The following is an 11,996-nucleotide window of genomic DNA, read 5'->3' on the forward strand; positions in this document are numbered from 1 at the left end:
AAAATATGTCAGATTGTCATATTTAGAAGAATTTATAGCCTACACCCCATACTGGGTGAAAATAGTTATGCATACTGTTGGGATCTATCTTGTATTTAAGGCGGTTGATAGCGACATTGATAGCATTATCATTAACCCTCTTACTTTCACTGCCCCACACCTCTTCTCTCAGATAGTCACGTGTCAATGGTTTATCAATATTATTAAAAAAGGTATAAAGAAGTCTAAACTCAAGGTTAGTTAATAGGACTTCATTGCCATCAGAAATAATAGTTTTCTGACTAAAATCAAGTATAAGTCCCTTATGTTTGAGACGTTCCTGCTTTTGCATAGCACCTGAGCGTTTTAGTAATGCCTTGACACGAAGCACCAGTTCCTTAGGGCTAAAAGGTTTTGTCATGTAGTCGTCACCACCTACTTCAAAACCTGTCTCAAGATCTACTTCTTTATCTTTAGCAGTTAAGAAGATAACTGGAATATCGTAACCAATCTCACGTAAATAAGCAATAAAATCACTTCCCTCTGTTCCAGGTAGGTTACGGTCAATAATCATAAGTGCAGGGATTTCTTCCTCAAGAAACTGCTCTACATTTTCAGTTGAGAGAAAACCAGTAACGGCAAACCCCTCTTTCTCAAGATGATACTCAATGAGTTCAAGAATATCTTCTTCATCTTCGATAATAACAATCTCTATGTTTATCTGCATAAAAGTATTATAGCATATTGGAGGCTTGTGCTATAGAAACAAAATTATTTTTAGGAGGGGCTTGCCTATGCCACAAACCCTTTGATTATGTAAAAAATAAGTGCTGAGAGTATGGCCGCAGCAGGAACAGTGATAATCCATGCCGCAACAATTTTTTTAACCATACCACGCTTAATATAGTTCTCTTTAATTGCCTTTTTGAGCTTCTTGACTGCTCTTTTTTGCTCTTTATGCTTTTCAATAAGTATTAGTTTTTTTGTTGGATCTTCATTGGTACAAGCATTAAGGTCAGCTTTAAGTATATGTAACTTCTCTATTTCCCCTTGAAGCTTCTGCTGATTCTCTCCCATATTTTTACTATCAAGCCATTCTCGTAAAAATCCAACACCAAAAACAGCACCTACTGCAATATGTGTTGAAGAGACAGGCAAGCCAAGCTGAGAAGCAATGACTACCGTAATTGCTGCTGCCATCATGATGGAAAAAGCACGTATTTGATCAAGCTCAGTAATTTCAGAACCAACTGTCTTGATAAGTCTAGGACCAAAAAGTGCCAGTCCAATAGAGATACCAACACCACCAATTACCATAACCCAAAGAGGAATTGCTGCTTTTTTAGAGACAGCAAGATTAGTCAGTGCATCATTGACTGCTGCAAGTGGACCAACGGCATTGGCAACATCATTGGCACCATGTGCAAAACTAAGCATTGCCGCAGCAAAAATAAGTGGGATAGTAAAAAGTAGGTTGATATCTGTACGACTACCTTCCATATTCCCAATACGACTAATAACACGAGGTTTAACAAAAAAGAAAGTAATAGCTCCACCAATCATACCAAAAATAAGTGCTACGCCAAAAGTAGGTTTTTTTGTCTGTGGTAGAAATGAGAATACTTCTGTTAAATCTTTCCAAACATGCTTAAGCCCCTTAAGTGTCAAATAGGTTAAAAAAGCTGTTGCCATGATTGCTACCAATACAGGTACAACTTTTTTTGCTGCAGTAACCCTATCTTCTTTGTAAAGAATTTGTGATTTGACAACATAAAGAAATATTGCTGCTATCGCACCACCCAATACCGGTGAGATAACCCATGATGCAACAATTTTTCCCATAGTTCCCCAAGAGACAATAGCAAATCCACCTGCAGCAATTCCACCTCCAAGTACACCACCCACAATAGAGTGGGTAGTAGAAACTGGTGCTTTGAGCCAAGTAGCAAGATTAAGCCAAAGCGCAGCAGACAATAATGCAGCAGACATCGCATAGACAAAGAGTAGTGGATCTCCCCCAAAAGCAGCTGGGTCAATAATACCTTTTTTAATAGTACCAACAACATCTCCCCCAGCAACAAGGGCACCACCTGCCTCAAAAATAGAAGCAATAACAATTGCACCACCAATAGTCAATGCGCCTGCACCTACTGCAGGTCCAACATTGTTAGCAACATCATTTGCTCCAATATTCATTGCCATATAGGCACCAAATATTGCTGCAAGAACAAGGAATCCACCATGTGCCATATGAAAAACAATACTATTGGTATAGAAAGCAACAACTGTGGCAAATACCGCTCCAAGAATTATTTTGATTGTATTATGCATAAACCTTCCTTTACAGTCTTATAATGTTTAGCAAAAAGTATTGCAGCTCGTTATATTAGAACTTAACAATACAGTCAAGTTGTACACGCTTATAGTCTGGCTTTATCCCAACAATTTTACTTTTACTCTCATAATATTTATTAAAGAAAAAATTACCTGCAAAATAGAGATGTTTGCTCATTTTATATTTTGTACGTATTGCATGCCCTTTGGCTGCTGTACCACCACCAAAGTTATCTGAATCAGAGTATGCTCCAAGGACTGCATCTTCTTGAATATTAGTATAGGAGTACTTGACCTGCCACTCTCCAATATGCTTGGCTTTACCAAGTTGAAATGCAAGATCATACCCAAAATTATTACCGCTCACGGCAATATTATATGCAGCTGATGCTGCAACCTTAAGTGGCATACCAAATACATTGCCAAATTGCAATTCTCCAAATCCCTCTACGATATGATAATCATTGGCATAGATACCATTTATAACTGTATTACCTTTATTTTTACCAAAAATTGGTGTATTGTCTTTTAGTCCATCATAGTAATAAATACCAGTACCCGTATACAATTTAGCAAAGTTAAATTTAGTTTTATACACATACTGTGCAATAAAAAGATTGACACTATTTTCAGCAACAGATTTTTCTTCCATAGTAGGCTGATTTACCCCTATTGTAATAGTCTGTGTCCTATCTTTGTATTGATAATTTATTCCATTCATAGAAATATCATTATCCCAAATGAGCTGAGACTTAATAGGTCTATACATCATATAGGGCTCTCTACCAATTTTCATAGTAGTATTTCCTGATTTATACACAAGTCCTAAAGTATTTAACCTAAGTGATTGAAAAAAGTAATCACCCATTGGCTCATCGGTATGAAAAGTTTGGTTCCCTGATGTAGGGTTACCAAAACCACTTCGCATTCCTGCATTGATATAGAGAGAATCAATAAGATTAATTTTTGCACCAAGTCTTAGACGATATCTGGTTCTATATTTATTTTCTTTATCATCTCTTTCAATACTCTCATACCTTAATCTTAGATCACCTTTAAGTGCTATTCTTTTTATCTCTTTTATTTTTTTATGTGGGCGCTCAATATCTCCACCTGACATTCCTGCCGACGCTACTACTGTGACCAAGAGTATAATTTTTTTCACGATATGTAATCCTTGTCTATATTTTGAATAATATAAGTATAAAAAAAAAGAATTACAGAATGATTACAATAAAATAAGACATATAAAGCTTTTTAGTAGTTGACCAAATTATATTAGTCGCAATATGCCGCATATCTTGCGCCATGCTCTTCGAGATACTTTTTCATCTGCTTTTGTCCAAGCTTTCGGGAGTAATCCAATGGGCTCATTCCAGCCCTATCAGTAGCATTGATATCTCCTCCACCATCAAGGAGTATCTGCATCATCTCTATATCAGAAAAACAAGCAGCAAGTATAACCGGTGTAATGCCACTCTTTCGTTTAGTGGTATTGAGATTAAACCCCTGGTCGATACAATACCGGATAACATCTTTACGTTTAAACTTAACCGCTATATCAAGTGCAGAAACACCATCACTGTCTGTGGCATACAGGTCAACACCATTTTCAAGCATTATTTCAATAAATGCCAAAGAGGCATATTTTCGGATAGCATAAAAAAGTGGAGAGATATTATCATAATCCTCCAAATCATACTCTTCACCTATAAGAATAGACTTATTTAAATCAACTCCTTCTTCAATCAAGGATTTTAGTTGAGCAATTGAATCATTCTCTATGGCTTCGGTTAATAGATTCATCTTTTTTCCTTTTGTAACCAATTTGTAACTACTCTACGTTACGATGGCATATCTCATTAAAGAGATACATTTAAAAAGAAGGAGAAGCAATGAAACTGAGCAGAATACTTCGGCATATTGTTAAAGCAGAAGGTAAAAAAACCATAACTGCTAAAACAATTATCAAACTTAAAAACTCACGTGAGTTTAGCTATTTAATAGATACTAAACGTTAGTTATGGACCAAATGGGCTTATCCCGCCAAACATCCCCATTGCTTGGGACTTTCTGTTATCCTCTACCATCTTATTAATATCATTCATCGCTGAGATGAGTAAAATCTGTAAAGATTCCTTATCCTCTAGTAGTGAATTATCAATATTTAGATCAATAATCTCACCCATGCCATTAGCACGTATTTCGACCATTCCGCCTCCAGCTCTTGCCGTTAATTCTATACTTTTTTCTTGCTCTTGCAACTCTTTGGCTTTTTCTTGCATCTGAGACATAACTTCAGCCATCTTGCTCATATCAAAGTTACTAAACATTATGTTAGCCCCTTAAATGTCTGCGCAATCGTATTGTCATCATTAAGGATAACAATCTTGGGCTCATGAGCTTCTGCTTCCTCTTCACTCATACTTGCATAGGCAATAATGATAATCTTATCTCCCTTGTGTACCTTTCTTGCAGCTGCACCATTGAGACAAATATCACCCTTACCACGCTCACCAGAAAGAATATAGGTAGAAAAACGTTCACCATTATTAATATTGACAATATCAATCTTTTGTCCTATGCGCATATTGGTAGCTTCAAGAAGATTTTGATCAATCGTAATGGAGCCTACATAGTTAAGATTTGCATCAGTCACAGTTGCTCTATGCAGTTTAGAATAAAGCATAGTAATATTCATTATGTTCCTACCTAATATCATTAAATTACTAGAATTATACCAATATTTCAATCTATAATTATATAGTAATTGTAAAGAGATTATAAACTAGGTCTAGTTTACTTTTCTAAAAAAGACTTTTGTTTATTGTGCCATCTGAGATGGAGGAACCGGCTCACCCCACATCTCTTCAGAAATCACATACTCTTCAACCACAGTGCCACCAATAATATGCTCATCAATAATACGGTCGATCTTCTCTTTTGTTAACCCTACATACATCGTATGACCAGGCTCTACAAGCATTACTGGACCTTGTTGGCAACGGTTAAGACATCCTGTCTGAATTGGCTGAACTGTCCCAATAATTCCTTTCATCATCAGTTGTTGTGCTAAATGCTGAAAGAGTTGCTGACTCTCAGGATCACTCTGGCTCACACAGCTTGGTTTTGGCATACCTGGAGGTGCTGATTGTTGACATTTGAAAATATAGAAGGCTGGTTGTGGCACACCTTGCATCATTATAGTTCCTTTTACATTTAGTTTTAATTGGGAGTATTTTACTCCTAAATACTTAAATAGGGATTAATTAGTAGATTGATACATGTCAATCTACTATTAAAATTTTTAAACTATAATCCCATACCTATAAAAAATAAAGGGATTTCTTAATGAAACATCCTAACTTTTTCAATAAAGTTCCAACCATTTTGCTCCAAGATCCGCTTAGTGACTTTCTTGGTGTTTTCAAAGAAGGCAAAGTGGAGATTAGCTATCTAGAGTGTGCCAAGCTTGCAGGGCACTCTTGTCCCACTGTTGCTGGTGCATACCTCATGACACTCAAGGGGCTAGAGAAACTCTATTCTAATTCTTTACCTCAGCGTGGCATGATCCATGTCTCTATGTGCAACAAGGAGGATGAAGGTGTCACTGGTGTCATTTGTAATATTATTTCATTTATTGTTGGTGCTAGTGGTATTGGTGGCTTTAAGGGCATACAAGGGAACTTCAGTAGAAATAACTTAGTAAGTTATAATATAAAAATGGAAGGTGAGGTTAAACTAACTCGGCTTGATACCAATAAAAGTGTAGTACTCAGCTATAACTCTTCTATCATACCAAGTGATCCAAAAATGAAGCAACTAATGGGGAAAAATCTTCAAGGACTTGCTTCGTCAGAAGAGAAAATAGTATTTGGAAAACTATGGCAACAGCATGTTGAAAAAATCTTACTTTCACAAGAACTTTGGAATAAAATGATTACCATACATTAAGGAGAGAAGCTAAATGAGTATTTTACAATTTATGACCAATGAGCACAGAGAGTGTGATACAATATTCGCAACAGCAGAGCAAGCAGTTGCAAACAGTGATTGGGAAATGGCAGAGAAAGCCTTTTTGAGTTTTAGCAATGAGACATTAATACATTTCAAACGTGAAGAGGAAGAACTATTCCCTGCTTTTGAAACACAAACAGGTAATATGCAAGGACCTACACAGGTGATGCGTTATGAGCATGAACAAGTTAAAGGGCTTATTGGCAAACTGGCTGAAGCAATGGAAGCCAAAGACAAAGATGCCTATCTTTCACTCTGTGAATCAATGATGATTTTACTTCAGCAACATAATATGAAAGAAGAACAGATGCTTTATGCCATGTGCGAAAGACTCTTATCGCCTAACTTCAAGGAGGAGACACTTGAAAAGATGAAACAGGTAGTGCTATAGTCAATGTCACACTTCAAAAAGATCTTCTTTGATGCAAGAGAACTTGAACATCCTATCCCTTTAGAGCGTTCTATTGCCATATTGAGAGAGCTTGGAAAAGTCAATTTCTTCTATATGATTCACCGCAAAAACCCTATTCCACTTATCGATATGGCAAGTGAACAGGGGTTTATGGTATTAAATAAAGAAGATAAGAATGGCACATGGCATATTCTTATCACGCATAATCCTGAACTCAATCTCGAAGAGCTCTGTGATGTTTAGTCAGCAGGGGCTCTCACTTGATCAGGCACCACCTATTTCAGTTGTTCTCCGTTTCTTTCTTAGTGGTGCACTCTTTGGGATTTTCTCAGGGATTTTCATACTCTTTTTTGGTATAAAGATTTTTGATACCAATAGTACTGAAGCAATTATTCTCACACATACTCTAACGTTGGGTGTAATGCTCTCTTTTATGTTTGCTGCACTCTTTCAGATGCTTCCAGTTATTGCTGGTGTCAAACTTACTGCCCCTACAGTGAAAGCTAGTTTAGTACAATTTCCACTCATATTTGGCGTACCAATTCTCCTGTTTGCTTTTTATACACATAAAAGTATTTTTTTTGTTATAGCTTCTTTATTGCTTGGCGTTAGCATACTAAGCATTGCCTTTATAATGCTCAAAAATCTTTTAAAATTACCTAACCATAGCACCTCATCTAAGGGAATAACCATTGCCCTTGTCTCCCTTATTATCTTAACAATACTTGCACTCTATCTTACATCAACACTATCTGGTTTCATTCAAGGGTCACACTATGCACAGTTCAAAGTAGCACACTACTCTTTTGGGCTCTTTGGTTGGGTCATAGTACTCATTATCTCTATCTCCTTTCAAGTTATCGAAATGTTCTATGTCACCCCCTCTTACCCTAAAGTTATTAGTCAATATCTTCCATTGACACTGCTTGTCATACTAATAACCACAATCATAGCAGTAACTTTCATGCCAAATAGCTGGCTATTTTCTCATTTAATAATTGCGCTTCTATTGACACTCTATGCACTCTTGACACTTAAACGTTTGACACAGAAAAAACGTCCTCTAGTAGATGCAACTGTTTGGTTTTGGCGACTAGGACTCACTATATTAATTGTTAGTATGAGTATCATGCTTATCACACCTTTTTGGGATATAGCACCTTTACGGTCACTCTCTTATATATTTTTTAGTGGATTTTCTTTGAGTATTGTCTTTGCCATGTTTTACAAGATTGTCCCTTTTTTAACATGGTTCCATCTCAACTCACAAGGATACTTTACTGCACCAATGATGCATGAGGTCATCCACCCCCAAACTGCAATGAAACATCTCTATATTCACATAGGAGTATTATTAACTTTCGTATTATCAGTATTTGCTGCACCACTCATCTATATTGCAGGTATATTGACATTACTATCATTTGGGTGGATGCTATGGCAGATTGTCTATGCATGGAAACTTTATTTATACATACAAAGAACAGGGAAGAAATTTAACATGAATATAAGAGGAGAGTAAAAAGAGTTTATTTCCTGTTCTCTAAAAGCTCCCGTACTACTTTGCGATCATCAAATGGATACTTCACCCCTTTTATCTCCTGATAAGTCTCATCACCCTTACCAAGAATAAGTAATACCTCATTAGGTTTCAATGTATCAAGAGCCATTTTAATAGCAAGTCGTCTGTCAGGACAAGCAGTGACATTCTCTTTGCCTACAAGCCCAACAAGAATATCTTCAAGAATTTGTTCAGGTACCTCATCACGTGGATTGTCTGAAGTAACATAGATTTTACTAGCATATCGTCCAGCTACTGCACCCATATTTGGGCGTTTCTTTTTATCACGATTACCGCCAGCACCAAATACTACTGAAATATCACGATCCTTCATTGACTCAAATACCGCACACATCCCATCATCAGTATGGGCAAAATCTACAATAATAAGTGGATCAGCACTGATAACTTCCATACGTCCTGAAACTCCTGCAAAATACTCAACTACTTCACAAATCTCCTTAAGTGAACGTTTAAGAAGTAGATGTACCGAACCAATGGCTGCCATTAGATTGGAAAGATTAAAAAGTCCTACCATTGGAGAGTGGAAAGTTACCTCCTCTTGCATATATTTAAAACCTGCGGTAATACCATCAAGCAAAGAAAATGCCTGTACCTTATAAGTTGCCGGCTCATCTATCCCGTAACTGTAAGCATTCTTCCAGTTATAGCTTATATGCTTAATATCATCCTTATTTAAAAGTTTCATTGTATCATCAGCAAAGAAAAGGCTCTTAATACGACGATACTCTTCAATGGTACCATGGTAGTCAAGATGATCACTGGTGACATTGGTATGCACCTTCAGTGCAAATGCAATCCCTTCAATACGCTTTTGATGAATGGCATGAGAGCTAACTTCCATAATAAAGTAACTACACCCTAGATCATATGTCTGCTTCATATTGTACAGTGTCTCCAGAATAGAGGGTGTAGTCATACTCTTCTCTTCAATACGCTGCTCCTGCGCAAAAAGTCCTCGTGTGCCCTGAAGTGCTGGCTTCTCACCTAGGTCGAGTAGAAAGGAGTATATTGCTGCAGTTACAGTGGTTTTTCCATTTGTACCAGTTACTCCCACAACATGAATAGTATCAAGCCCCCAAAGCTTAATCAGCTCTTGAGGTTTAATATATACTGGTTTCTTATTTAATTTTTCATAGTGAGGGGTATTTTGTGCTGTTTTTAGAAAAAGTGTATCTGGGTCGAGCTTGGTTGTATTGTCTGTAATGAAGGCATACCCCTCTTTTAGCCCAAAGGGGAGTTTCACTATTTTACCCCTTTAACTATATTGTAAAGTGCCAATACTTCTTGGTCATTGCCAAAAAGACTACTTGTAGTATCAAGATAATTAAGTGCTATCTCATCAAAACCCTCTTTGGCAAGGCGGGTAACAAAGTCGATAAACTGATCTTTATCAGTAATTACCACCTTAGTAGAAAACATAATATCTTCAAATGCTTGTTTAAAACTACCTCGGCTTTTGACAAGTGCAAGAAAGTCACTATAGCGGATACCATCTCCATACTCTACCTGCTCTTGTATTGGGTCAACCAATAGTTTGCTTAGTTGTATCTTAGCAGTAGAGAGTGATTCAATAAGTCTATCTATAATATCTGCTGCATTTTCACGCTCCTGCTTGATCACTTGATAGTAATCAAAAAGTGCCTGTGCCTCTTTATCACTCTCAATACCAAGATCACTCAAATAGACACCAACTTTTGCCTCTTCCATTGCTGGATAGTCCCTTAAGAGCAATCCATAGGTTTGCAATGCCATACGATAGTTGCCTTCTAAAAACTCTTTCTCTGCACGTTGTAACATTAGATTAGGGTTAACTTTTCTCATACTACCCCAATTGGTTCAGTTTGTCTTCAAAACCCTGTGGTACATTTATTACAGTTAGGTCTGGATGAATCAATGTCTTCAATTGTCTCTCTACTCCAAACTTTAGTGTCGTACCACTACTCCCGCAACCTATGCATGCACCTTGTAACTGAACATAGACTTTGCCACTTTTAATATCAATTAACTCAATATCGCCTCCATCCAATTTAATTGAAGGTCTCACCTTCTCTATCACATCTTTTACTGGCAACAAAAGCTCTTCATCTGTAAATGGAATCAATATTTCTCCTTTAATCTATTTGTATTCACAATCTATACAATTATATCAAATATAGCGTTATCTTACTCTTTATGAAGTTTATACACTAAAAGTATTCTATTGTCAATGGAGTTTTGTATTGGTTTTATAAAAATTTGTAGATTTGTACTCAAGGCAAAGCCTTAAAGTACGAAGAATGAATCATTATACGAGTTCGATAATTGCCATAGGTGCTGCATCACCTCTTCTCATGCGTGTTTTAATAATACGTGTATAGCCACCATTTCTATCTACATATTTTGGTGCAATTTCAGTAACAATTTTATTAGTACACTCTTTGTCTTGTAGCATTGCAAAGATTGCTCTATGCGCATTAAGGTCACCAGATGATGCTTTTGTAATCAATTTTTCATAATAACTTCTCAGCTCTTTTGCTTTTGGAAGTGTTGTCTCAATTCTACCCTCTTTTGTCAACGCAATAGAGAGATTTTTAAATAGTGCTGCTCTATGAGAAGAGGTTCTATTTAGTTTACGGTATCCATGCTTATGTCTCATATTTATCCTTTTTTGGCAACTTATACTTTAAGTTGCTCAATTTTTTTTACAAGATTTACTCTTGTACTCTCTTTAAGTTCAAACGTAGAACCATATCCTTGCTCAACAAGACACTCATTTATCTCATCAAAAGATTTCTTACCAAGATTCTTAATATTTTTAATATTATTCTCACTCATCAACACAAGCTCACCAAGATATTTAATGCCTGCTCTGTCAAGTGAGTTAAATGAACGTGCACTCAAACCAAGAGAATCTACAGTCTGAAGAAATGGTTTAAGCTCATTATCATCTCCACTTCTTCTTAGGGTTGGTGCAGAAATATCTACATCCAATACACCACCAAAGACAGACAACTGCTTATTCATCACTTCTAGTGCATTAGTAAATGCCTCTACTGGACCAATCTGCGCATCTGTTTCAATATCAAAAGTAATCTTCTCAAAACTTGGATTATCTTCAACCAAAACTGGGTCAATCTTATAGTTAGCTTTTCTTACTGGTGTAAAAAAAGCATCTAATGCAATTGCATCAGGTGCCACTTCATCTCTCATCTCCTCACTTGGTACATATCCAATACCTTTTGCAATAACAACAGTAAAGTTAAGTTCTGCATCCTCATTGAGTGTTGCAAGAGGAAGATTGCCGTTGACTACTTCAATTTGATCATTATTAAGATCTTGTGCCGTTACTTCCTTGTGTCCAGAAAAACTATATTTTAGCTCTACTCTGTCACTTTCATCTTTAATTTTAAAACGAATATTTTTAAGGTTAATAATAAATACAGCTACATCTTCATGCATACCTCTAATGGTATCAAACTCATGTGCCGTACCTTCAATCTTTATAGAAATTGGTGCATACCCAATGGATGATCCAAGAATCAAACGTCTGAGTGGATGCGCAAGAGTAACAGCATAGCCACTCTCAAATGGATAGGCAATAATCTCAGCACGGTTTTTGCTAATCTCATTGACCTCTACCTCTGTCGGCATAAATGGTGCAACTTTAATTTTTCTCATTCACTAGCCTTT

Annotated in this window: 16 protein-coding genes; 4 read left to right on the forward strand and 12 right to left on the reverse strand. The window is 36.6% G+C overall.

Annotated features, from left to right (window positions below):
* Window positions 1–22 precede the first annotated feature (22 nt).
* The 7 genes from LGB01_00100 to LGB01_00130 all read right to left on the reverse strand — a co-directional run bounded on the left by LGB01_00100 (window position 23) and on the right by LGB01_00130 (window position 5,515).
* A complete protein-coding gene (locus tag LGB01_00100) occupies window positions 23–706 on the reverse strand; it encodes a response regulator transcription factor (protein MCB4752627.1) in 684 nt (227 codons plus the stop codon).
* Between the two features lie 65 nt (window positions 707–771).
* Entirely contained in the window at window positions 772–2,310 is a 1,539-nt protein-coding gene (locus LGB01_00105) for an inorganic phosphate transporter (GenBank protein ID MCB4752628.1), read from the reverse strand.
* A gap of 55 nt (window positions 2,311–2,365) precedes the next feature.
* On the reverse strand, window positions 2,366–3,478 hold the full coding sequence (locus LGB01_00110; protein ID MCB4752629.1) for a putative porin: 1,113 nt from the start codon (window positions 3,476–3,478) through the stop codon (window positions 2,366–2,368).
* 113 nt (window positions 3,479–3,591) lie between these two features.
* The gene (locus LGB01_00115; protein MCB4752630.1) at window positions 3,592–4,119 is read right to left on the reverse strand and encodes an ankyrin repeat domain-containing protein; all 528 of its coding nucleotides are present in this window, start codon (window positions 4,117–4,119) and stop codon (window positions 3,592–3,594) included.
* Between the two features lie 215 nt (window positions 4,120–4,334).
* Entirely contained in the window at window positions 4,335–4,646 is a 312-nt protein-coding gene (locus LGB01_00120; protein ID MCB4752631.1) for a YbaB/EbfC family nucleoid-associated protein, read from the reverse strand.
* Entirely contained in the window at window positions 4,646–5,014 is a 369-nt protein-coding gene (panD, locus tag LGB01_00125) for an aspartate 1-decarboxylase (protein ID MCB4752632.1), read from the reverse strand. The genes LGB01_00120 and panD overlap by 1 nt, the downstream gene beginning before the upstream one ends.
* A gap of 123 nt (window positions 5,015–5,137) precedes the next feature.
* Complete coding sequence (locus LGB01_00130; protein ID MCB4752633.1) at window positions 5,138–5,515, reverse strand: (2Fe-2S) ferredoxin domain-containing protein; 378 nt, start codon at window positions 5,513–5,515, stop codon at window positions 5,138–5,140.
* A gap of 149 nt (window positions 5,516–5,664) precedes the next feature.
* Here LGB01_00130 and LGB01_00135 point away from each other — a divergent pair, with 149 nt between their 5' ends.
* The 4 genes from LGB01_00135 to LGB01_00150 are packed head-to-tail and all read left to right on the forward strand — an operon-like array spanning window position 5,665 to window position 8,264.
* On the forward strand, window positions 5,665–6,267 hold the full coding sequence (locus tag LGB01_00135; GenBank protein ID MCB4752634.1) for a hypothetical protein: 603 nt from the start codon (window positions 5,665–5,667) through the stop codon (window positions 6,265–6,267).
* A gap of 13 nt (window positions 6,268–6,280) precedes the next feature.
* Window positions 6,281–6,721, forward strand: a complete 441-nt coding sequence (locus LGB01_00140; protein MCB4752635.1) for a hemerythrin domain-containing protein — start codon at window positions 6,281–6,283, stop codon at window positions 6,719–6,721.
* A gap of 3 nt (window positions 6,722–6,724) precedes the next feature.
* A complete protein-coding gene (locus tag LGB01_00145; GenBank protein MCB4752636.1) occupies window positions 6,725–6,985 on the forward strand; it encodes a DUF2249 domain-containing protein in 261 nt (86 codons plus the stop codon).
* Window positions 6,978–8,264: a hypothetical protein gene (locus LGB01_00150; GenBank protein ID MCB4752637.1), complete on the forward strand. Its 1,287-nt coding sequence runs from the start codon at window positions 6,978–6,980 to the stop codon at window positions 8,262–8,264. Before LGB01_00145 ends, LGB01_00150 begins: the two co-directional genes overlap by 8 nt.
* Before the next feature lie 7 nt (window positions 8,265–8,271).
* Here the strand turns inward: LGB01_00150 and LGB01_00155 are convergent, their stop codons facing one another.
* From LGB01_00155 to LGB01_00175, 5 genes are all read right to left on the reverse strand, one after another.
* Complete coding sequence (locus LGB01_00155; protein ID MCB4752638.1) at window positions 8,272–9,570, reverse strand: UDP-N-acetylmuramoyl-L-alanyl-D-glutamate--2,6-diaminopimelate ligase; 1,299 nt, start codon at window positions 9,568–9,570, stop codon at window positions 8,272–8,274.
* The gene (locus LGB01_00160) at window positions 9,570–10,148 is read right to left on the reverse strand and encodes a hypothetical protein (protein MCB4752639.1); all 579 of its coding nucleotides are present in this window, start codon (window positions 10,146–10,148) and stop codon (window positions 9,570–9,572) included. The genes LGB01_00155 and LGB01_00160 overlap by 1 nt, the downstream gene beginning before the upstream one ends.
* 1 nt (window position 10,149) lies before the next feature.
* A complete protein-coding gene (locus tag LGB01_00165; GenBank protein MCB4752640.1) occupies window positions 10,150–10,428 on the reverse strand; it encodes a NifU family protein in 279 nt (92 codons plus the stop codon).
* 183 nt (window positions 10,429–10,611) lie between these two features.
* Window positions 10,612–10,962 carry a 50S ribosomal protein L17 gene (gene rplQ / locus LGB01_00170; GenBank protein ID MCB4752641.1) on the reverse strand — a complete coding sequence of 117 codons (351 nt, stop codon included), beginning with the start codon at window positions 10,960–10,962 and terminating at the stop codon, window positions 10,612–10,614.
* A gap of 20 nt (window positions 10,963–10,982) precedes the next feature.
* Complete coding sequence (locus LGB01_00175; protein MCB4752642.1) at window positions 10,983–11,984, reverse strand: DNA-directed RNA polymerase subunit alpha; 1,002 nt, start codon at window positions 11,982–11,984, stop codon at window positions 10,983–10,985.
* Window positions 11,985–11,996: the final 12 nt, after the last annotated feature.

The sequence above is a fragment of the Sulfurovum sp. genome, from assembly GCA_020525365.1.
In the GTDB taxonomy this organism is placed as follows: Bacteria; Campylobacterota; Campylobacteria; order Campylobacterales; family Sulfurovaceae; genus Sulfurovum.